Origin of the sequence: Streptomyces varsoviensis (assembly GCF_000718635.1) — a bacterium.
GTDB lineage: Bacteria > Actinomycetota > Actinomycetes > Streptomycetales > Streptomycetaceae > Streptomyces > Streptomyces varsoviensis.
In genome coordinates, this window is sequence record NZ_JOBF01000041.1 from 14,476 (window position 1) to 35,089 (window position 20,614).

At 73.1% G+C, this 20,614-nt stretch carries 19 protein-coding genes; 10 read left to right on the forward strand and 9 right to left on the reverse strand.

Features of this window, described 5'->3' with window-relative positions:
• The first annotated feature begins 7 nt into the window (after nt 1–7).
• On the forward strand, nt 8–262 hold the full coding sequence (locus tag IF55_RS34505; RefSeq protein WP_030892210.1) for an antitoxin: 255 nt from the start codon (nt 8–10) through the stop codon (nt 260–262).
• A 166-nt stretch (nt 263–428) separates the two neighbouring features.
• Here the strand turns inward: IF55_RS34505 and IF55_RS34510 are convergent, their stop codons facing one another.
• Both IF55_RS34510 and miaB read right to left on the reverse strand, forming a co-directional pair.
• Nucleotides 429–1,139, reverse strand: a complete 711-nt coding sequence (locus tag IF55_RS34510) for a class III extradiol dioxygenase subunit B-like domain-containing protein (RefSeq protein ID WP_030892213.1) — start codon at nt 1,137–1,139, stop codon at nt 429–431.
• 298 nt (nt 1,140–1,437) lie between these two features.
• Complete coding sequence (miaB, locus tag IF55_RS34515) at nt 1,438–2,997, reverse strand: tRNA (N6-isopentenyl adenosine(37)-C2)-methylthiotransferase MiaB (protein WP_398243723.1); 1,560 nt, start codon at nt 2,995–2,997, stop codon at nt 1,438–1,440.
• Nucleotides 2,998–3,163: 166 nt separating this feature from the next.
• Here miaB and IF55_RS34520 point away from each other — a divergent pair, with 166 nt between their 5' ends.
• Nucleotides 3,164–4,162 (forward strand): TAXI family TRAP transporter solute-binding subunit, encoded by a 999-nt coding sequence (locus IF55_RS34520; protein ID WP_030892217.1) that lies wholly within the window; start codon nt 3,164–3,166, stop codon nt 4,160–4,162.
• A gap of 96 nt (nt 4,163–4,258) precedes the next feature.
• On the opposite strand, the gene IF55_RS34525 is transcribed toward IF55_RS34520, so the two are convergent.
• Both IF55_RS34525 and IF55_RS34530 read right to left on the reverse strand, forming a co-directional pair.
• Nucleotides 4,259–5,665 (reverse strand): sensor histidine kinase, encoded by a 1,407-nt coding sequence (locus tag IF55_RS34525; protein ID WP_030892220.1) that lies wholly within the window; start codon nt 5,663–5,665, stop codon nt 4,259–4,261.
• Nucleotides 5,666–5,681: 16 nt separating this feature from the next.
• A complete protein-coding gene (locus IF55_RS34530) occupies nt 5,682–6,389 on the reverse strand; it encodes a response regulator transcription factor (RefSeq protein ID WP_030892223.1) in 708 nt (235 codons plus the stop codon).
• Nucleotides 6,390–6,707: 318 nt separating this feature from the next.
• On the opposite strand from IF55_RS34530, the gene IF55_RS34535 reads away from it, so the two are divergent.
• The 8 genes from IF55_RS34535 to IF55_RS34565 all read left to right on the forward strand — a co-directional run bounded on the left by IF55_RS34535 (nt 6,708) and on the right by IF55_RS34565 (nt 13,727).
• Nucleotides 6,708–7,493, forward strand: a complete 786-nt coding sequence (locus tag IF55_RS34535) for an amino acid ABC transporter ATP-binding protein (RefSeq protein WP_030892226.1) — start codon at nt 6,708–6,710, stop codon at nt 7,491–7,493.
• A 318-nt stretch (nt 7,494–7,811) separates the two neighbouring features.
• Nucleotides 7,812–8,732: a glutamate ABC transporter substrate-binding protein gene (locus tag IF55_RS34540; RefSeq protein ID WP_030892229.1), complete on the forward strand. Its 921-nt coding sequence runs from the start codon at nt 7,812–7,814 to the stop codon at nt 8,730–8,732.
• Between the two features lie 112 nt (nt 8,733–8,844).
• Nucleotides 8,845–9,495, forward strand: a complete 651-nt coding sequence (locus IF55_RS34545; RefSeq protein ID WP_030892232.1) for an amino acid ABC transporter permease — start codon at nt 8,845–8,847, stop codon at nt 9,493–9,495.
• The gene (locus tag IF55_RS34550) at nt 9,492–10,415 is read left to right on the forward strand and encodes an amino acid ABC transporter permease (protein ID WP_037967297.1); all 924 of its coding nucleotides are present in this window, start codon (nt 9,492–9,494) and stop codon (nt 10,413–10,415) included. The genes IF55_RS34545 and IF55_RS34550 overlap by 4 nt, the downstream gene beginning before the upstream one ends.
• 255 nt (nt 10,416–10,670) lie before the next feature.
• On the forward strand, nt 10,671–12,347 hold the full coding sequence (locus tag IF55_RS34555) for an FAD-dependent monooxygenase (RefSeq protein WP_030892238.1): 1,677 nt from the start codon (nt 10,671–10,673) through the stop codon (nt 12,345–12,347).
• Between the two features lie 32 nt (nt 12,348–12,379).
• Entirely contained in the window at nt 12,380–12,466 is an 87-nt protein-coding gene (locus tag IF55_RS41385) for a putative leader peptide (RefSeq protein WP_342668371.1), read from the forward strand.
• Between the two features lie 341 nt (nt 12,467–12,807).
• A complete protein-coding gene (locus tag IF55_RS34560; RefSeq protein WP_037967307.1) occupies nt 12,808–13,356 on the forward strand; it encodes a cupin domain-containing protein in 549 nt (182 codons plus the stop codon).
• Nucleotides 13,353–13,727, forward strand: a complete 375-nt coding sequence (locus tag IF55_RS34565) for a rhodanese-like domain-containing protein (protein WP_030892244.1) — start codon at nt 13,353–13,355, stop codon at nt 13,725–13,727. The genes IF55_RS34560 and IF55_RS34565 overlap by 4 nt, the downstream gene beginning before the upstream one ends.
• Before the next feature lie 124 nt (nt 13,728–13,851).
• Here the strand turns inward: IF55_RS34565 and IF55_RS34570 are convergent, their stop codons facing one another.
• The 5 genes from IF55_RS34570 to IF55_RS34590 form a co-directional block, all read right to left on the reverse strand.
• On the reverse strand, nt 13,852–16,407 hold the full coding sequence (locus IF55_RS34570) for an ABC transporter permease (protein ID WP_030892247.1): 2,556 nt from the start codon (nt 16,405–16,407) through the stop codon (nt 13,852–13,854).
• Between the two features lie 425 nt (nt 16,408–16,832).
• The gene (recX, locus tag IF55_RS34575; protein WP_037967299.1) at nt 16,833–17,657 is read right to left on the reverse strand and encodes a recombination regulator RecX; all 825 of its coding nucleotides are present in this window, start codon (nt 17,655–17,657) and stop codon (nt 16,833–16,835) included.
• Between the two features lie 3 nt (nt 17,658–17,660).
• Nucleotides 17,661–18,788 carry a recombinase RecA gene (gene recA / locus IF55_RS34580; RefSeq protein WP_030892251.1) on the reverse strand — a complete coding sequence of 376 codons (1,128 nt, stop codon included), beginning with the start codon at nt 18,786–18,788 and terminating at the stop codon, nt 17,661–17,663.
• Between the two features lie 285 nt (nt 18,789–19,073).
• Nucleotides 19,074–20,204: an AI-2E family transporter gene (locus IF55_RS34585; protein ID WP_048833048.1), complete on the reverse strand. Its 1,131-nt coding sequence runs from the start codon at nt 20,202–20,204 to the stop codon at nt 19,074–19,076.
• A 110-nt stretch (nt 20,205–20,314) separates the two neighbouring features.
• Complete coding sequence (locus tag IF55_RS34590) at nt 20,315–20,509, reverse strand: DUF3046 domain-containing protein (RefSeq protein ID WP_030892257.1); 195 nt, start codon at nt 20,507–20,509, stop codon at nt 20,315–20,317.
• Nucleotides 20,510–20,614 lie beyond the last annotated feature (105 nt).

Here is a 20,614-nt window from a genome sequence, read left to right on the forward strand (position 1 = left end):
GTGGCCCATGGGCCTGTTGGACAATCTGAAGGCCAAGCTCGAACCGGTGAAGGACAAGGCCGGCGACCTCGCGCAGCAGCACGGGGACAAGATCGAGCAGGGTCTGGCGAAGGCGGCCCGGACGGTCGACTCCAAGACCAAGGGCAAGTACAGCAGCCAGATCGAGACCGGCACGGGCAAGGCCAAGGAAGCCCTCGACCGCCTCGCCCGGAAGGACGAAGGCGATGGCAAGGGCGCGGGCGGCGGCTCGGCGCCTTCCTGAACCCTCCGCGACGCGGGTGCGGGGCGGCGGGGACCACGGTTCCGCCGCGGCGCCCGCGTCGCGCCATGTCCGGCGCTAAGGCGCCCGCGTCGCGCCATGTCCGGTGCCGCGCCGTCCCCGTACGGCGAGCGCGGGGACACACGAGTCCCGTGTCGCCCGGTCCGCGCTAGGACCAGGTGGCTACGTAGTACCCCACCCCGTACGGCGCCTCGTCGTAGAGCAGCGCGCCGCTGAGCCCCGCGCCCGTGGCCGCGCCCGCGAGGACCTGCCAGGGGGCGCGGCCGGAGACCTTCAGTTCTCGGGCCAGTTCCTCGTCCAGCGCGGCCAGCGTGTCGACATCGGCGGCGCCCAGGGCGCGCGCCGCCCGGGCGTCGAAGCCCTCCGCGCGCTCGTCGAGGTAGCCGGGGGCCTTCAGGGTGCGGCAGGCGCTGCCGTCGCCCATCACCAAGAGGGCGACGCGGTCGGCCGAGGCGGCCGTCTCCCGGCCCACCTCCCGGCAGCGGTCGCCCGCCAGGGGTTCGCCGACGCCGAGCCCCTCCACCGGGGCGGCGGACCAGCCCGTACGCTCCAGCAGCCAGGCGCCGACCGCCAGGGAGGGCGGCAGCTCCCCCTCCCCCGCGGCCTCGCCGGGACCGAGCCGTACGTCCAGATCCACGCCGAAGCCGCGGAACGAACCGGGCGTGCCCTGGGGGTGCGGGCCGCGCCCCGCCTCGTCGGCGGGGCCGATGACGACGAGCCGTTCGGGGCGGGCGGCGGCGAGCACGGCGACGGCGTCCACGCACGCGGCGCGCAGCTCCGTCAGCTCGGGCGCGGCCCCGGCGGCGACCTCCGGGACGAGCAGCGGCGGACAGGGGCAGACTGCGGCGGCTACGAGCATGGCCGCACCTTAACAAGGCGGCCCCGCGCCATCGGGTCGCCCGCGAGGGGCACGCGCCCCGCGCCGCCGCGCGTGGCGTCCGGGCGGGTCGCCCGAGCCCCGGCCTCCGGCAGGCGGCCTCCCGCGCGCATCTGAAGGCCGCCCCGCGCGTCCTCGATCAGCGGCCTGACGCGCGTACCCGGCCGGCGTCTGACGCGCGTACCTGGTCGGCGCCTGTCGCGCGTACCTGGTCGGCGCCTGTCGCGCGTGCCCGGTCGGCGCCTGACGCGCTGCCCGGGCGGCGGCCTGTCCCCCCTGCTCAGTCGCAGCCGCAGCCCGATGCGACCGGCGTCGCGCTCGGGGCGGGGGCGCCGATGCCGGGCAGGCCCAGCATGACGCCCTTGGGCGGCTCGGCGGGGGCGCCCTGCCGCTTCTGCCAGGCGTCGCCCGCGCGGGTGCGGCGCACGGCCTTGGCGGGGCCCTCGGCGAGGAGGTGGTGCGGGGCGGCGTAGGTGATCTCGACGGTCACCATGTCGCCGGGCCGCACCGGCTCCTCGGCCTCCCCCTCGGCGCCGTCCGCCGCGAGCAGAGCGGGGTTGAAGTGCACCAGCCGGTTGTCGGGGGCGCGGCCGGAGAGCCGCTTCGTGGCGCCGTCCTTGCGGCCCTCGCCCTCGGCGACCATGACCTCCACCGTGCGGCCGACCTGCTTCTTGTTCTCCGCCCAGGAGATCTCCTCCTGGAGGGCGACCAGGCGCTCGTACCGCTCCTGCACGACGGCCTTGGGGATCTGTCCGTCCATCTCGGCGGCCGGGGTGCCCGGGCGCTTGGAGTACTGGAAGGTGAAGGCCTGCGCGAAGCGGGCCTCGCGCACCACGTGCAGGGTCTGCTCGAAGTCCGCGTCGGTCTCGCCGGGGAAGCCCACGATGATGTCGGTGGAGAGGGCGGCGTCCGGCATGGCGGCGCGGACCTTCTCGATGATGCCGAGGAACCGGTCCTGCCGGTACGAGCGGCGCATCGCCTTGAGGACGGTGTCCGAGCCGGACTGGAGCGGCATGTGGAGCTGCGGCATCACGTTCGGCGTCTCGGCCATGGCGGCGATGACATCGTCGGTGAAGTCGCGCGGGTGCGGCGAGGTGAAGCGGACCCGCTCCAGGCCCTCGATGTTCCCGCAGGCGCGCAGCAGCTTGGAGAACGCCTCGCGGTCGCCGATGTCGGAGCCGTACGCGTTGACGTTCTGGCCGAGCAGGGTGATCTCGGAGACGCCCTCCGCGACCAGCGCCTCGATCTCGGCGAGGATGTCGCCGGGGCGGCGGTCCTTCTCCTTGCCGCGCAGCGCCGGGACGATGCAGAAGGTGCAGGTGTTGTTGCAGCCGACCGAGATCGACACCCAGGCCGCGTACGCGCTCTCGCGCCGCGTCGGCAGCGTGGAGGGGAACGCCTCCAGGGACTCGGCGATCTCGACCTGCGCCTCCTCCTGGACGCGGGCGCGCTCCAGGAGGACCGGCAGCTTGCCGATGTTGTGCGTGCCGAAGACGACGTCGACCCAGGGGGCCCGCTCGACGATGGTGTCTCGGTCCTTCTGCGCGAGGCAGCCGCCGACGGCGATCTGCATGCCGGGCCGCTTCGCCTTCATGGGGGCGAGCCGGCCGAGATTGCCGTACAACTTGTTGTCGGCGTTCTCCCGGACCGCGCAGGTGTTGAAGACGACGATGTCGGCGTCTCCCTCGGCGGTCCCCTCGGGCGCGCGGACATAGCCCGCGCCCTCCAATAGGCCGGACAGCCGCTCCGAGTCGTGGACGTTCATCTGGCACCCGTAGGTGCGCACCTCGTACGTCTTCAAGCCGCCCACTGCTCCGCCAACCACATCGTCACCGCTCACCTGTCCAGGGTAAAGGCCCGCGGAGCGGTCGCCGGACCGGCGGTAAGGTCACCGACGGTGATCAGGAGGAACGGTTCGGAGCCGGGCGCCCCGTCGGCGCCCGTTACCCGATCGATGCTCTTCACGCCCCTCCCCAGGGGCGGGGGCGACTGGCAGTATCCCGCCCATGGTCACCGCACTTCCCCGCCTGGGCAGGCGTCGCGCCCTGGCGGGCGCCGCCGTGATCGCCGCCGTGCTCGCGCTGCTGGGGTGGTGGCTGCTGCCGTTCGACAGCGCGCCGGTGGTCAGGGGACGGGTGACGCTGGCCACGGGGGTGCCCTCGGGCGTGTACGCGCGCTACGGGGACCTCCTGAAGGACGATCTCGCGCGGGACTCGCCCGCCCTGGACGTACGGCTCACGCGCAGTGAGGGATCGGTCGACAACCTGCGCAAGCTCATGGCGGGGGAGGCGAACTTCGCGATCGCGACGGCCGACGCGGTCGCCGCGTATCTGGACGGGCACGGCCGGGACGCGGACCGGCTGCGCGCGTGCGCCCGGCTCTACGACGACTACATGCAGCTCATAGTCCCCAAGGGATCGCCCGTTGGCTCCGCGCGGGACCTGGGCAAGCTGCGGGTCGGGGTGGGCGAGGACGGCTCGGGCGTGCAGTTGATCACGCGGCGGCTGCTGGAGGCGGCGGGGCTGGACTTCGAGCGGGACATCACGCCCGTCCGCGTCGGCATCGACCAGATGCCGCGGCTCCTGGCGGAGGGGAAGATCGACGCGTTCTTCTGGTCCGGGGGGCTGCCGACCGCCGCGGTGCAGAATCTGGCGCTGCGCTCCCCGATCCGGCTCGTGCAGCTCGGCGATCTGACGGGCCCGCTGCACCGGCTGGGCGCGAAGGCGCGCTACTACCGGGCGGCCGTGATGCCCGTGGACGCCTATCCCGAACTGCATGCCACGCACGCGGTGAAGACGATCGCGGTCGCCAATTTACTGGTCACCACGGACCGTACGGACGAGGCGCTGGCCGAGAGCGTGACGCGCACGGTGATCAGGAGCCGGGACCGGATCGGCGTGGAGGTGCACGCCGCTCAGAAGGTCGATCTACGCACCGCCGTGTTCACCGATCCGCTGCCGCTGCACGACGGGGCGCGGCGGTACTACCTCTCGGTCAAGCCCTGAGGGGCTTGCCTGCGGGTCGAGCTTCGAGGGGCTGTGTCCTCGTCCCTGGCCGGTCCCGGGCCCGTCCCTGCCCGTCCCCGGCCGGGCCGGCCTCGCTCACTCGTCGCCGTGGCGCGGCACCGTGATCGTCACCCGCAGCCCGTTCGGCTCGTTCGGTTCGTACGCGATGGTGGCGCCGCCCGCCGCGAGCAGGGCCCGGGATATGGACAGGCCCAGGCCCGAGCCGGAGATGTTCTGGTGCCGGCCGCTGCGCCAGAAGCGGTCGCCGACGCGGCCCAGCTCCTCCTCGGTGAGGCCGGGGCCGCCGTCGGCGACGACGAGGGTGACGCTGTCGCCGTCGGCCCGGACGCCGACGCGGACCCGTTCGCCCTCGGGCGTGAACTTCAGGGCGTTGTCCAGGACGGCGTCCAGCGCGCTGGAGAGGGCGACGGGGTCGGCCCAGCCCGTCGCGGCTGCGGCGCCCCGGTAGGCGAGGTCGACGCCCTCGCGGACGGCGAGCTGGGACCAGGCGCCGACGCGGTCGGCGGCGAGTTCCGCGATGTCGGTGAGCCGGAGGTCGGCGGGGGCGTGTTCGGCCAGCGCCAGGTCGAGGAGGTCGTCGAGAACCCGGGCGAGCCGCTTGCCCTCGCTCTTGACGGAGGCGATCTCCTCGTTGCCCTCGGGGAGTTCGAGGCCGAGGAGTTCGATGCGCAGCATCAGCGCGGCGAGCGGGTTGCGGAGCTGGTGCGAGGCGTCGGCTACAAAGGCGCGCTGCTGTTCCAGCACGTTCTCGACGTTGTCTGCCATTTCGTTGAACGATCGGGCCAGGCGGCGCAGTTCAGGGGGGCCGCCGCCGGGGGCGACGCGGGATTTCATGCGGCCGGTGGCGATGCCGTGCGCGGCCGCGTCGAGGGTCCGTACGGGCCGCAGCACCCAGCTCGTGAGCCGGAACGCGGCGCCGACGGCGAGCAGCATCGCCGCCAGTTCGCCCGCGACGAGCAGCAGCCAGCCGTGCAGGATGCGCGAGCGCAACTGCCCGGTGGGCGAGTCGGTGACGACGACGGCGATGACGTCGCCGTCCCGGACGACGGGTGAGGCGACGAAGAGGCGGGCGTGCTGCTGCCAGGGCCAGACCTGGCTGGGGTCGTGGCTGCGGCGGCCGGCGAGCGCTTCCTGGAACGCCCGCTCGCCCTCGGTCCACGACGGTACGGTCCAGCCCGCCGGGGCCGCGGCCATGGCCGTGCCGTCGCGGTAGAAGACCCCGGCGTGGATGCCGTACACGCTCTCGTAGCGGGCGAGTTCGTCGGTGAGCGTGGTGAGCCGCTCGTCCTCCTCCTCGCCGCCCTGCGCCGGCCGGGTGGTGACGTACTGGGCGAGGGAGGCGAAGCGCGCGGTGTCGTCGATGCGGTCGACGACGACGCGCTGCTGCTTGGCGGCGGCCTGGCTGCCGGCGAGCGGCAGGCCGAGGGCGACCAGGACCCCGGCCAGCAAGACGATGAGCAGGGGGAGGAGTCGGGTGCGCACGGGCTCGTCGCGGCCGTCAGCCGACCGGATCGACGATCTTGTATCCGACGCCGCGGACCGTCTCGATCAGCGCGGGCATCCGCAGTTTGGAGCGGAGGGAGGCGATGTGCACCTCCAGGGTGCGTCCGGTCCCCTCCCAACTCGTGCGCCAGACCTCGCTGATGATCTGTTCGCGGCGGAAGACGACGCCGGGGCGCTGGGCGAGCAGCGCGAGCAGGTCGAATTCCTTGCGGGTCAGGGGTACGGGCGCGCCGTCCACCCGGACCAGGCGGTTGGGCAGCTCGATGGTGACCGCGCCGACTCGCAGCGCGCGCCGGGGCTCGTCGCGGGGGCCCGTCCGGGCCGGGCCGCCTACGGGCGGGGTGCGGCGGCCGACGGCGTGGATACGGGCGAGGAGTTCGCCGGTGTCGTACGGCTTGACCACGTAGTCGTCGGCCCCGAGGTTCAGGCCGTGGATCTTGGAACGGGTGTCGGCCCGCGCGGTGACCATGATGACGGGGGTGCTGGTGCGTTTGCGGATCTTGCCGCACACCTCGAAGCCGTCCTGGTCCGGCAGGCCGAGGTCGAGGAGGACGCAGCCGAAGGGCGCGCCCGTGCCGGGCAGCAGCGCCGCCAGCGCCTCCTCCCCGTTACGGGCGTGCACGCAGTCGAAGCCGTGCCGGGCGAGCACCGCGGCGAGGGCCGCGGCGACCCGCTCGTCGTCCTCCACGAGTAGCAGTCGCATCGCCCCGGCCCCCTTTTCTGCCTTTTTCTGTCTTTTTCCGTATTGGTTCGTCAGCGGTTCATCTTCGGCGCTTCGCGCACCGGTGGTCACGCGGTGTGCCGACACCGAATCCACGCCGATGGAAGCGGCACTCGTCAAGGGGTTCCGTTGCCCACGTGGCCTTCCGTTATGCAGCCGGTACGCCCGTGCGCCGCCTTGCGGCGGAGTGTCGCTTTGCGGCCGGATCGTTATGCTCAATTTCAGCTCAGATGTAATGACGCTGTGCGACGACCGTCATTACTGTCCTTCCAACCACGGAGGACGGAGCGAGGAACGCCGATGAGCGAAGTACCGGTGACCAAGGGCACCAAAGACACGGCACCCGCGGCGGACGTCCTGGTCGCCCTGGAGAACGTGAACAAGCACTTCGGCGCCCTGCACGTACTCCAGGACATCGACCTGACCATCGAGCGCGGCGAGGTCGTCGTGGTCATCGGGCCGTCCGGCTCCGGCAAGTCGACCCTGTGCCGGGCCATCAACCGGCTGGAGACCATCGACTCCGGAGCGATCACCATCGACGGCAAGCCGCTGCCCCAGGAGGGCAAGGAGCTGGCCCGGCTCCGCGCGGACGTGGGCATGGTCTTCCAGTCCTTCAACCTGTTCGCCCACAAGACCGTGCTGGAGAACGTGACGCTCGGTCAGACGAAGGTCCGCAAGGTCGAGAAGAAGGCCGCCGAGGACAAGGCCCGCGCCCTGCTCGACCGGGTCGGCGTGGGGGCCCAGGCGGACAAGTACCCGGCCCAGCTCTCCGGCGGTCAGCAGCAGCGTGTGGCGATCGCCCGGGCGCTGGCCATGGACCCGAAGGTGATGCTCTTCGACGAGCCGACCTCGGCGCTCGACCCGGAGATGATCAACGAGGTGCTGGAGGTCATGCAGCAGCTCGCTCGGGACGGCATGACGATGATCGTGGTCACGCACGAGATGGGGTTCGCGCGCTCCGCGGCGAATCGTGTGGTCTTCATGGCGGACGGCCGCATCGTCGAAGAGGCGCAGCCGGACCAGTTCTTCAGCAACCCGCGCAGCGACCGGGCGAAGGACTTCCTGTCGAAGATCCTGCATCACTGACCGCGCGCCGCCGTCTCCCGGCCGCGCACCGGGCGCACGCCGGTCGCGCACTGTCCGCGCCCCGCTCGCGCGCCGGGGCCGCGGCACCGCCCATACGCCCGTACGCCCCTCGCGCACCGCACCCGCCGCACACCGTACGACGCACCTGCCGCACCCGCCGTACCCACTGCTCCCGCCGCACGGGCCGTGCCCGCATCGACGAAGCCGATCGCCCGCCGACCGCCTCGGCCGTCCGCCGGCCGACCGGACGACCGGCCGATCACCCGGCCCGCCGGTCGCGCGCCACGCCAAATTCTTCCGACGCAAAGGATGTTCACCATGAAGCTCAGCAAGACCGCATCCGTGGCCGCCGCCGTGGTCGCGCTCGCGCTGTCCGCGACCGCCTGCGGGAAGTCGGGCAGCCCCAACGACGATGCCGACAAGGCGAGCGGCGGCAAGTCTGCCCCGGCGCTGGCGCCGTACAAGGTGAACACCTCCGCGGACGTGAAGGATTCGCCGGTCTTCTCGAAGATCAAGGGCAAGAAGATCACCATCGGCACCAAGGCCGACCAGCCCGGCCTGGGCTTCGAGAACCCCACCACCAAGAAGCGGACCGGCTTCGACGTCGAGATCGCCCGCATGATCGCCGCGGACCTCGGTTTCGACGAGGACCACATCACCTGGAAGACGGTGCCCTCGGAGGCCCGCGAGACCCAGATCGCCAGCGGCGGCGTGGACCTGTACGTCGGCACGTACACGATCAACGACGAGCGCAAGAAGCAGATCGACTTCGGCGGCCCGTACTACATCGCCGGCCAGGACCTGCTGGTGAAGGCCGACAGCAAGATCGCGGGCCCGGAGGACCTCAAGGGCAAGAAGGTCTGCTCGGCGACCGGCTCCACCCCGCTCCAGCGGATCAAGGAGCCGAAGTACGGCGTCGGAGAGGTCAAGGCCCAGCAGACCTACCAGGTCTGCGTGCAGGACCTGGTCAACGGCTCGGTGGACGCCGTCACGACCGACGACTCGATCCTCAAGGGGTACGCCGCGCAGAACAAGGGCGCCCTGAAGGTCGTCGGCAAGACGTTCTCCAAGGAGCCCTACGGCGTCGGCCTCAAGAAGGGCGACAAGGCGCTGCGCGAGGCGGTCAACAACGCGATCAAGGCGCACGAGGACAACGGCGACTGGAAGAAGGCGTACGACGCGACGCTCGGCCTCTCCGGCGCCGCCGCCCCGTCGATCCCCGAGATCGACCGTTACTGACCCGCCCAGCGGCGGCGGCTGACGCCCACGCGTTCCGCGGCCGCGGCGCCGGTTCCCCGGAGCCGGGCGCCGCGCCCGCGGGCGTCCGCCACGCGATCCCCGGAGAGTTGACTTGAACGTTTTGGTGGACAACTTCGCGATGTTCCGCGAAGGGTTCTTCGGAACCGTCGAGCTGACGGCCCTCAGCTCACTGCTCGCACTGGTGCTGGGCACCCTCATGGCCGCGTTCCGCGTCTCTCCGGTGCCCGCCCTGCGCGTCTTCGGCACCGCCTGGGTGACGCTGCTGCGCAACACCCCGCTGGTGCTCCTCTTCCTCGTCGTCACCCTGGGGCTGCCCGCGCTGGGCCTCAAGGGGTGGGACTCCTTCTGGCTCGCCGTGATGGCCCTGGGGTGCTACACCTCCGCGTTCATCTGCGAGGCGATCCGCTCCGGCATCAACACCGTGCCGGTGGGGCAGGCCGAGGCCGCCCGGTCGATCGGGATGACCTTCGGCCAGACCCTCGGCCAGATCGTGCTGCCGCAGGCCGGGCGCACGGCGCTGCCGCCGATCGGCAGCCTGCTGATCGCCCTCACCAAGAACTCGGCGATCGCCTCCGGCTTCAACGTCACCGAGCTGGGCTCGGTGCAGCAGACGCTGAACTCGGCCGCCGGCTACAACATCTACGTGATCTTCGTGTGGATCGCGATCAGCTACATGATCATCACTTTCGCGCTCAGCGGCCTCTTCCGGCTGCTGGAGAACCGGCTGGCGGTGGCCCGATGAGTTCCAGCGTCCTCTATGACGTGCCGGGTCCCAAGGCCCGGACACGCAACCGGGTCTACGGCCTGCTCTCCACGGTCGCGATCCTCGCCCTGGTCGCCTTCGTCATCTACAAGTTCAACGACACGGGGCAGTTCCAGGCCGGGCTGTGGGAGGCGTACGAGTACACCGACACCCAGCAGCGCATCGTCGACGGCCTGCTGACGACGCTCAAGACCTTCGCGATCGCCGCGGCCCTCTCGCTCGCGCTCGGCGCGGTGCTGGCGGTCGGGCGGCTCTCCGACCACAAGCCGGTCCGGTGGGCGGCGACGGTGCTCGTGGAGTTCTTCCGCGCGATGCCGCTGCTCATCATGATCTTCCTGCTGTTCGCGGCGGTCTTCACCACCGAGCCGATGTGGGCGCTGGTCATCGGCCTGACGCTCTACAACGGCTCCGTGCAGGCGGAGATCTTCCGGTCCGGCATCAACGCCGTGCCCAAGGGCCAGGGCGAGGCCGCGTACGCCATCGGGCTGCGCAAGACCCAGGTGATGACCAGCGTCCTGGTCCCCCAGGCGGTCCGCTCGATGCTGCCGTCGATCATCAGCCAGCTCGTGGTGACCCTCAAGGACACCTCGCTCGGCTTCATCATCCTCTACGAAGAGCTGCTCTTCGTCGGCAAGTCGTTCGCCCAGCAGACCCCGCCGGTGAACGGCGTGTACGCCTTCATCCCGATGGTGATCGTCTTCGGCTCCATCTACATCCTGCTCTGCCTCGCCCTCTCCTCGCTCGCCACCTGGGTCGAGCGGCGCAGCCGGCGCAGCCGCAAGGGCACCCCGCCCGCGCTGGAGGGCACCGCCGCGACCGTCATGGCCGACCCGGGACACAGCGCGGCGCCCGGACCGGGCGAGACCGGGACGGGCCCGGACGGCCCCAAGGCCCCCTGACGCGCCTTTCGATGACGCCCCGTCGGCCGCCGTGCGCGGCCGACGGGGCGCACGCGTTCCCGTACCCCGCCGAGTAGGCTGGCGTCACTTGACGCAAGCACGCGCAGTGGGTTGCATACGTTCTGTGATCGCGCCCCCGGCTTCAACTGCCAACCCCCATACGGCCCGTACGCCCCACACAGCCCGTACGTCCCCTCCGGGGCGCACCAGCGGCGGCGCCGTTCGCACGGTCCACGGCGCCGAGGAGGCCGCCCCGTGGACCCGGTGATCGTCGTCGGGGCCGGCCCCGTCGGCCTGGCCCTGGCCCTCGGGCTCGCCCGCCACGAGTTGCCGGTCGTCGTCCTCGACGAGGGCACGGGGGCCGAGGAGCGGCGCGCGGCCCGTACGGTCCTGCTGCGGCCGGACACCGCGGCCCTGCTCGCCCGGCTGGGGTGCCCGCTGGAGGGCGGCGCGCGCTGGAGCGGATGGCGCACGCTGCGCCGCCGGGGGGAGGTGTGCCGGCTATCCTTCGGCGAGGAGGACGAAACCCCCGGCGCGGGCGCGGCGCACGACCGGCCCGCGGAGGCGGACGACGACGAGGCGGGCGTGGAGCCCGCGGGGCCCTCGCCGCTGCACATCCCGCAGCACGTGCTCACCCGCTCCCTGCGCATAGCGCTCGCCGGGCAGCCGCTGGTCCAGCTCGTCCAGGGCAGCCGCGTCGACAGCCTCGAACAGGACGCCGACAGCGTCACCGTCCGCACCCGAGGCGACAACGGCACCTGGTGGCGCGGGAGTTACCTCGTCGGCTGCGACGGCGCCCGCTCCAACGTCCGCAAACTGCTGGGGGTGCGCTTCCCGGGACGTACGGCCGTGGAGCGGCACGCGGTGGCGGCGCTCCGCTGCGAGCTGCCCTGGCCCGGCGAGGGCGTGCTGCACCGCTCGCCGCCGCACGGCGGCGAGGTCACGGCCCGGCCGCTGCCGGACGGCGTCTGGCGGCTGGACTGGCTGCTGCCGCCGGGCCGCGACCTGGTCACCCCGGACGCCCTGATCACCCGGGTGCGGGACTCGCTGGAGGGCTGGTGCGGCGACGTACCGCCCTACGAGCTCCTGGACACCGGCGTGCACGCCGTGCACCACCGGCTCGCGCGGCGCTGGCGCGTCGGACGCGCCTTCCTCGCGGGCGACGCCGCGCACCTGCTCGGCGCGCTCGGCACGCAGGGGGTGGAGGAGGGGCTGCGGGACGTCGACAATCTCTCCTGGAAGCTGGGGGTGGCGCAGCACCACGGCGCGTCGGAGGTGCTGCTCGACAGCTACCAGGCGGAGCGGCGGACCGCCGTCGGCCGCCGGCTGCGCGCCGCCGACCAGGCGCTGCCCGGACTCCGGGGCTCGGGCGGCTGGCGGGTCGTGCGGCGCGCGGTGGTGCCGGGCTCCGGGCGGGGGCGCGACGCGCTGCTCACCGACGGGCATCTGGGGCGCGGCCCGCTGGGCGCGCCGCCCGTGTACGCCCGTACGCCCCTGATGCCCGCCAGCGCGCCGGAAGGCTCCGTCGCCGTCGGCACCGCCGTCGGCGCGACCGCTGCCGACGTGCCGGTCACGGCCCCGGACGGCTCCGCCGCCCGGCTCACGGACCGGCTCGGGGGCGACCTGCTGGTCGTGCTCGTCGCCCCCGGCACGGGGGTGTGGGAGCGGCGGCACTGGCTGGGCGCCGGGCTGATGCCACGGCTCGCGGCCGCGGTCGCCGCGCTGCCGGTACGGGCCGAGCTGCTGGTCGCCGAGGGGTACCCGGGCGCGGCGGCGCACACGGTGCTCGTGGTGCGGCCGGACGGGTATCTGGTGGCGGCCCTCTCGGGGGTGCGCCCCGACGAGCTGTACGCGTGCGCGGACGCGGTGCGCGGCGGCGCCGTGACCGTGCCGGTGGCCGCGCCGCCGAGTGAGGCTACGGCCAACCGTTGACCTGCGCGTATCGCCGTGCTTCACTCCGGAACGTGACGGAGAGCGGCACGCGTTTCTGGCGGAGGGTCCATCTGGACCTGGTCCGCTACGCGGGCTGCGTCTGTCGTCCGTCCTGCTGATCCAGGCTCCCCGCGCGGCCGTGTCCGAACCGGCCGCGCACCTTCGCGATCTTTCAGGACGGTTATCCGTGTCACTTCCTGTAGCAGGTACTTCCGCTGTGCCCGATGGCGGTGCGCCCGCCGCCCCGGCCGAGGGCGCGTCCGCCGAGGGCGCACCGACCGTGGGCGCGTCGGCCGAGGGCGCGTCCGCCGTGAGCGCGTCGGCCGAGGGCGCGTCCGCCGAGGGCGCACCGACCGTGGGCGCGTCGGCCGAGGGCGCGTCCGCCGTGAGCGCGTCCGCCGAGGGCGCGTCGGCCGAGGGCGCGTCTGCCGAGGGCGCGTCCGCCGTGAGCGCGTCGGCCGTGAGCGCGTCGGCCCCCTCCGCCTCCACTGCCTCCTCCGTCTCCACTGCCTCCTCCGCCCCTTCCGCAGCCGAACTCCTGGCCTTCGCGCGGCGGATCGCCGCGAACGCCGAACTGGTCGCCTCGCTGCCGCTCGACCCCGAAGGCCGCACGTGGCTGCGGCTGGAGGGGCCCGGCGGCAGCGAGGCGTGGCTGATCGGCTGGCCGCCGGGGACCGGCACCGGCTGGCACGACCACGGCGGCTCGCACGGCGCGTTCGCCGCGGCGGCCGGCGAGCTGACGGAGCAGTCGCTGGCGGCCCAGCTCCCCACCGAGGGCTGGAAGACCCTGGAGCTGGCGGACGGCGTCGACCGCCACCGCCGCCTCCCTCCAGGCCGCGGCCGGGCGTTCGGCCCGCACCACGTGCACCAGGTGTTCAACGCCTCCGAGGACCGGCACGCCGTCTCGGTGCACGCGTACTACCCGCCGCTGCCGCTCATGCGGCGCTACAGCCGCACCGGCCCCCTGCTGCGGCTCGAACAGATCGAACGCGCCGAGGAGTGGGCATGACCGTCGACGAACTGCTGGCCGAGGCACGCTCCGCACTGACCCGGCTCACCCCGCAGGAAGCCGCCGCCGTCCGCGACGACGGCGGCCTCCTCGTCGACATCCGCTACGCCGCCCTGCGCGACCGCGACGGCCTCATCCCCGGCGCCCTAGTCGTCGAACGCAACGAACTGGAATGGCGCCTCGACCCGGCCTCCCCCCACCGAGCCCCCGAGGCGAGCGGCCACGACCTCCGCGTGGTCGTGATCTGCGACGAGGGCTACGCATCGAGCCTCGCCGCCCTCAGCCTCCACCGCCTCGGCCTCCACCACGCCACAGACCTGATCGGCGGCTTCCAGGCCTGGCGGAGCGCCGGGCTGCCGGTGGAAGGTTAGGGCCTGCCGATGGGGGTGGCGGCGCGGACGCCTTAGGTCCCTGCGCGCCGTGCAAACCGCCCGGTCGGTGCCGAGGCGCCGACCGGGGCGGCGCGCGCCCGCTGGGAGGGCGCGCCTTCGCGCGCTACTCGCGGGCCGGCGCCGCCTCGGCCGGGCGCGGCCGGAGGGCCGTCCTCCCCGGCAGGGCGGTGGCCGTGAGGGCGAGGAGGGCGGCGACGCCGATCACCAGCGCGTAGGCGAGCGGCCGTACCGACGGCGACGCGTCGCCCGTCATGCCGATGCTGAAGGCGGTCAGGTCGGCCAGGGCGATCCCGCTGCCGAGCACGACCGCGAGCAGCAGGACGGCCGCCGCCTCGACGCGCAGCATCCGCAGGACCTGGCGGCGGGTCGCGCCGCCCAGCCTCAGCAGGGCGAACTCGCGGACGCGCGCCGACACGCACATCGTCAGGGTGTTGACGACGGCGATGGCGGTGAAGGCCAGGACGAGTCCCATGGCGAGGTTGTTGACCTCGGCGTCCGACTCCCGCTGTGCGGACTGGAGCCGCACGGCCTCGGCGGCGGGGACGACCCGCACGCCGGGAAAGCCCCGGACGGCGTCGGCGAGTTGGTCCCGGGCGCCGGAGGACCTGACCCACACCTCACGGGCGAGGGGGTTGTCGATGTGCCGGGACAGCAGCGTGTGGGACACCGTCAGGTCGCCGAATCCCAGCCCGTCGGCGTAGACGGCGGCGACGGTGAGCGTGACGGGCGTACCGTCGCCGAGCGTCGCCTTGAGCTTGCCGCCGACGCCCAGGCCGAGGTCGTCGGCGGCGCGTTCGCTGACCGCGACGCTGTCGGCCCCGAAGCGGTCGAGGGAGCCGCGCCGAACGCCCGGGTCCCACGTGTCGGCGAGCCCGGCGGCGGTCACCCCCTGCGCCGGGTACTTGTCGAGCCCGACGCGCACCGTGCCCCGTACGACCTCGGTGGCGGCGGTGGTGCCGGAGGTCCGGCGGACGGCCGCCGCCGCGGCCCGCGGCACCCCTGGCCCCGACGACGTGAGCACCCAGTCCGCCCGGCTGCCCTCGCGCGCCTGCCGCTGTGCGGCGTCGGCGAGGGTGGCCTGGCTGAAGAGCACCGTGCAGGCCATGCCGACGAGGAGGGCGAGCGGCGTGACGACCCCCGCCATCCGGGCGGCGTCGGCCCGCAGGTTGGCGGTGGCGAGCGGGCCGCTGGTACGGGCGAGCCGCAGCGGCCCGGCGAGGAGCGCGACGGCGCCCCGCAGCAGGGGCGGGCCGAGCAGGGACACGGCCATCGCGAGGACGATGACCACGACCAAGGACACCGGCGTCGCGCCCGCCTCCGTGTGCAGCGCGCTCAGGACGACGACCAGGACGATGCCCCCGGCCAGGGCCAGCACCCCGGCGAGCACGCGCAACCATCCGAGGCGAGCCGGCGCGACGGCGGCCTCGGTCAGCGCCTCGGCGGGGCGGATACGGGCGATGCGGCGGGCGGAGATGCGGGCCGCGGCCCAGGCCCCCAGGAGCACCGCGACGACGGCCGCCAGCATCGGGAAGACGCTGATGGCGGGCCGCAGGCTGTCCGGAACCGCGCCAAGAGCGACGAACCGGCCGTACAGCCAGGACGCGAGCGGCCGCCCGGCGAGCGCGCCGAGGACCCCCGCGACGAGCCCCACCAGCAGCGCCTCTCTTCCGATCAGCTTGCGGAGCTGCTTCGGTGTCGCGGCGATGGCGCGGAGGAGCGCGAGTTCGCGGTGGCGCTGCTGGATGGCGAGGGCGAAGGTGCCGACCACGACGAGGACGCCGACGAGCAGCGAGGTGGCGCCGATGGCCGCGCCCATGCTGATGAGTTTGACGCGCGCGGAACCGGCGTCGAGGAACTCGACCGGACCCCGGCCGTCCCCGCTGTGCACCTGCGCCGTGGTCCCGGTGAGGGCCCGCCCGATGTCCCGCTTGAGCCGCCCGGCATCGGCGCCCGGCTCGGGGAGGACGCCGACCGCGGTGACCTGCCCGGGGTGCGCCGCGAGCCGGTCGGCTTCGGCGGTGCTGAAGAACAGGCTGGTCTGCCGGCGCAGGTCGCCGCCGCGCGGCGCCGCTATGCCCGTGACGCGGTACGTGCGTGGGTCGCCCGTCGCCTGAACGGTGAGCCGGTCGCCGGGCCGCACATGGGCGCGGTCGGCCAGTTCCCGGTCCACGACGACATCGGTCGCGGCCTTCGGCGCGTGGCCCTGGGTGAGGGTGAAAGGCGTGAGGGCGGCGGACGTCCACGCGTGACCGTAGCTCGCACCGCCCTCGCCCTGGGCGAGGCCCCGGCCGTCGGGGCGCACCGCATGGGCGGGGAAGGTGACTTCGGGCACGAGGGCGCGCACGCCGTCGACGCCCCTGACCGCGTCGACGCTCGCGTACGGGAGCCAGGCGCGCTCGGTGAGCGGCTTCGCCTTGTGCTTGACCTTGGTCTTGCCTCCCTGTTTCCGGACGGTGGTCTGGTGGACCTGCTGATCGGCGGAGATCACCAGCGGCGCGGCGGCGTAGCGCTCGGTGGGGATGGCCCCGCGCAGGCCCGTCTCCAGAAGCGCGCCGCAAGCGGTGATGAGCGCCGCGGCACACATCAGCGCCAACAGGGCGCCGATGAAGCCGCCTTTCCGGGCACGCACCGTCTGGAGGGCATATCGCGACAAGACCATGCCCGCAGACTTCCAGTCGTGCCCACGCCGGAGCACTGCTGTCCCCCGGCGTCTTGAGCAGGGGGTTATCCCCCTGCTCACCCCAGAAATCAGCCCCCCCCTATGCCATACGCCGTGAACCCGCCCACCCTTCGAATCGGCCCCTGCCGAAGAGCCTGCCCGCCCACCGAATCGCCCCTACGGGAAGGGCCCGCCCACCGGAACGGCCCGCCCCTGGGAGTGGGCGCTCGCCGTGGACGGTGGACGAGGGCGACCGCCCGGCCGCACGCCCCTGGGCTGGGCTCACGCCTCTCCGGACGACCTGGCCGCCCACCTCGCGGATGATCTTGCCGCACGCCCCGGAGGCCGGGCGTCCGCGCGCTATGTCAGGCGCTCGCTGCGTCAGACGCTCGCTGCGGCGGGCGCGCTCTACGTCAGGCTTCGCGCTACGCGTCCGGCAGGTGGTACTCCAGCAGCTCCGGGTCCTCGCCCTCCTCCTCCAGCGCCCTGCGCACCACACGCAGAGCGAGCCCCTCCGGGTATCCCTTGCGGGCCAGCATCCCGGCGAGCCGTCTGAGCCGCTTCTCCCTGTCGAGGCCGCGGCTCGCCCGCAGCTTCCGCTCGACGAGCTGGCGGGCGGTCCGCTCCTCCTGCTCGGCGTCGAGCTGCCCGACGGCCTCGTCGATGAGGGCGGTGTGCACCCCCTTGGTACGCAGCTCACGCGCGAGGGCCCGGCGGGCGAGGCCCCGGCCGTGGTGGCGGGACTCCACCCACGCCTCGGCGAACGCCGCGTCGTCGATCAGCCCGACGTCCTCGAACCGGGACAGCACCTCCTCCGCCACGTCCTCGGGGATGTCGCGCTTGCTCAGGGCGTCCGCGAGCTGCTTGCGGGTGCGCGGTGATCCGGTGAGCAGCCGCAGGCATATCGCCCGTGCCTGCTCACCGGGGTCGCGCGGCGCCTCGCTCCGCCGACCGCCGCCCAGCCCCGCGTCGCCCCCCGCGCCGACGCCCGGGGCCGTGTCGGAATCCGGTGCGGTGTCGGAGTCCGGCGCCGTGTCGCCGCCCGCCCGTCTGCCCGTACCCCGGCGCGAGTCACCGCCCGTACGCCCGTACGTACGGCCGCCGCCCCCGCGACCGCCGGACGTACGACCGCCGCCCGTACGTCCGGCGCTCGCGCGGCCCCGGCCGAGGCCCCCTTCCCGCTCTCCCTCCCAGTGGTCCGGCTGATCGTCCGCGCCGGGGCTGTCCGGCCAGTCCGTTCGCCGTGTCATGGGCTAGCTCTTGGCCGCCGCCGTCTTGGCGGCCTTGGCGCCGGCCTTCGTCGCCGGGGCCGGGACGGACTTGGCCGCGTCGCCGGTCACGGTGGAGGCCGCGTCCGCGCCGGGCTCGGCCGGCAGGTCCTCGGGCTTCACGCCCACGCCCAGCTTTTCCTTGATCTTCTTCTCGATCTCGTTGGCGAGGTCGGGGTTGTCCCGCAGGAAGTTGCGGGCGTTCTCCTTGCCCTGGCCGAGCTGGTCGCCCTCGTACGTGTACCAGGCGCCGGCCTTGCGGACGAAGCCGTGCTCGACTCCCATGTCGATCAGACCGCCCTCGCGGCTGATGCCCTGCCCGTAGAGGATGTCGAACTCGGCCTGCTTGAAGGGCGGCGAGACCTTGTTCTTGACGACCTTGACGCGGGTGCGGTTGCCGACGGCGTCGGTGCCGTCCTTGAGGGTCTCGATACGGCGGATGTCGAGCCGCACCGAGGCGTAGAACTTCAGCGCCCGGCCACCGGTCGTCGTCTCCGGGGAGCCGAACATCACGCCGATCTTCTCGCGGAGCTGGTTGATGAAGATCGCGGTGGTCTTGGACTGGTTGAGCGCGCTGGTGATCTTGCGGAGCGCCTGGCTCATCAGCCGGGCCTGGAGGCCGACGTGCGAGTCGCCCATCTCGCCCTCGATCTCCGCGCGCGGCACCAGGGCGGCGACGGAGTCGATGACGATCAGATCGAGGGCGCCGGAGCGGACCAGCATGTCCACGATCTCCAGCGCCTGCTCGCCGGTATCCGGCTGGGAGAGGATGAGGTTGTCCGTGTCGACGCCGAGCGCCTTGGCGTACTCCGGGTCGAGCGCGTGCTCCGCGTCGACGAAGGCGACCGTGCCGCCGGACTTCTGCGCGTTGGCCACGGCGTGCAGCGTGAGGGTCGTCTTGCCGGAGGACTCCGGGCCGTACACCTCCACCACACGGCCGCGCGGCAGGCCGCCGACGCCGAGGGCGACGTCGAGGGCGGTCGACCCAGTGGGGATGACCTCGATGGGGTCGTTCGGCCGGTCACCGAGACGCATCACGGCGCCCTTGCCGAATTGCCGTTCAATCTGTGCGAGCGCGGCGTCGAGCGCCTTCTCGCGGTCGGTACCTGCCATGGGTTCCACCCGATTTGCTTGAGTCGATCGCTTCACGTCCACGACGCTAACGCCTGCCACTGACAATCGGCCCTGACGTCGTGCCGCCCTGTGGATAACTCGGCCGGGACCGTCCCGGTAACCAGGGCCGGAACCTCTATAAGAATGGCTGTTCGATTTCGGTGTCAAGCGCACCACGCCGCCCGGAACGGCGGGCCGGACGGCGGCAGCGGCCGGGTTCAGGCTCGTTCTCGCGGCGGACACAGCCCCGTCGCGACCGGGGGCGGCCCCGCCCCGCGCCCCGTTTCAGCTCTCGTCGTCGCCGCCGTCGGGCGGCGGGTTCCGGCGCAGGGCGCGGCGCACCCGCCCCGCCGGTCTGCGACGCGGCCGCTCCGGCAGCCGCGCCTCGTCCGTGATCTCGTAGCGCTTCACATACGTGCCGAGGAACGCCTGGAGCGTCGCGGTCGCCGGGATCGCGATCAGCGCGCCCACCGCCCCCAGCAGCGCGGTGCCCGCGACCACCGAGCCGAAGGCCACGGCCGGGTGGATGTCCACGGTCTTCGCGGTGATGCGGGGCTGGAGCACGTAATTCTCGAACTGCTGATACACGACCACGAACCCGAGCACCCACACCGCGTACCAGGGGTCCACCGTGAAGGCGATCAGCATCGGCAGCGCGCCGGCGAGGTAGGTGCCGATCGTCGGGATGAACTGCGAGACGAACCCCACCCAGATCCCGAGCGCCGGAGCGTACGGCACGCCCAGGACCTCCAGCAGTATGTAGTGGGCGACGCCGGAGATCACGGCCATGAGGGCGCGCGAGTAGATGTAGCCGCCGGTCTTGGCGACCGCGAGGTTCCAGGCGCGCAGCGCCTCCGCCTGGCGGCCGGGCGGCAGCACGGAGCACAGCGCGCGGCGCAGCCGGGGCCCGTCGGCCGCGAAGTAGAACGAGAACAGCAGCACCGTCAGGAGCCGGAACAGACCCCCGAGCACGGTCGCGGAGACGTCGAGCACACCGCTCGCGCTGTTCTGCACGTACTTCTGCAACCAGTCGGAGTGCAGCAGGCTGTCCTGCACCTGGACCCGGTTCAGGCTGGTGTTGAAGGTCTTGTTGACCCAACTGATCACCGAGTCGAGGTAGGAGGGGAAGTCGTCGACCATGTTGGAGATCTGGTCGGCGAGCATCGAGCCGAGCAGCGCGAAGAAGCCCGCCGAGACGATGACGACCCCGAGGAAGACCAGGCCGGTGGCGAGGCCGCGGCGCATGCCGCGCGCGGCCATCCGGTCCACCGCGGGCTCGACCGCGAGCGCGAGGAAGAACGCGATCAGGATGTTCAGCAGCAACCCGATGAGCTGGTGGAAGGCCCAGCTCGCGAGCTGGAAGCAGGCGAAGAGGGCCAGTGCGAGCGCCATGGCGCGCGGCAGCCAGCGAGGCATGCGGGGACCGGGCGCGGGCGGCCGGCGGTCATCCTGAGCGGTCTCATCTGTCGGGGCCACGGGGGTCAGTCTGGCCCATCGGCCACGGCGGCCCCGCGCCGCCCCGCGGCTCAGCGTTTGTCGTGGGGCACGTCCATCGCGACGCACACCGCGCGCCATACGTCCTTGGCGCTCCAGCCCGCGGCGAGCGCCTCGTGCACGGTCCGCCCTCCGAGCTCCGACATCACGTGGTCGCGCGCGAAGGAATCGGCGTACGCGTCACCGAAGTGATCCGCCATCCGCTGCCAGAAGATCGTCAACCGCATCCGTTCCGCTCCATACCGCTGTCCCCGCTGTCCCCGCTGTCCCCGCTGTCCCCGCTGTCCCCGCTGTCCCCGCTGTCCCCGCTGTCCCCGCTGTCCCCGCTGTCC

Coding starts and splice junctions, on each gene's coding strand:
- recA (WP_030892251.1), bottom strand. CDS start 18,788: ATGGCAGGTACCGACCGCGAGAAGGCGCTCGACGCCGCGCTCGCACAG.
- IF55_RS34550 (WP_037967297.1), top strand. CDS start 9,492: ATGAGTTCCAGCGTCCTCTATGACGTGCCGGGTCCCAAGGCCCGGACA.
- IF55_RS34530 (WP_030892223.1), bottom strand. CDS start 6,389: ATGCGACTGCTACTCGTGGAGGACGACGAGCGGGTCGCCGCGGCCCTC.
- IF55_RS34535 (WP_030892226.1), top strand. CDS start 6,708: ATGAGCGAAGTACCGGTGACCAAGGGCACCAAAGACACGGCACCCGCG.
- IF55_RS34520 (WP_030892217.1), top strand. CDS start 3,164: ATGGTCACCGCACTTCCCCGCCTGGGCAGGCGTCGCGCCCTGGCGGGC.
- recX (WP_037967299.1), bottom strand. CDS start 17,657: ATGACACGGCGAACGGACTGGCCGGACAGCCCCGGCGCGGACGATCAG.
- IF55_RS34590 (WP_030892257.1), bottom strand. CDS start 20,509: ATGCGGTTGACGATCTTCTGGCAGCGGATGGCGGATCACTTCGGTGAC.
- IF55_RS34505 (WP_030892210.1), top strand. CDS start 8: ATGGGCCTGTTGGACAATCTGAAGGCCAAGCTCGAACCGGTGAAGGAC.
- IF55_RS34585 (WP_048833048.1), bottom strand. CDS start 20,204: ATGCCTCGCTGGCTGCCGCGCGCCATGGCGCTCGCACTGGCCCTCTTC.
- IF55_RS34570 (WP_030892247.1), bottom strand. CDS start 16,407: ATGGTCTTGTCGCGATATGCCCTCCAGACGGTGCGTGCCCGGAAAGGC.
- IF55_RS34510 (WP_030892213.1), bottom strand. CDS start 1,139: ATGCTCGTAGCCGCCGCAGTCTGCCCCTGTCCGCCGCTGCTCGTCCCG.
- IF55_RS34565 (WP_030892244.1), top strand. CDS start 13,353: ATGACCGTCGACGAACTGCTGGCCGAGGCACGCTCCGCACTGACCCGG.
- IF55_RS34540 (WP_030892229.1), top strand. CDS start 7,812: ATGAAGCTCAGCAAGACCGCATCCGTGGCCGCCGCCGTGGTCGCGCTC.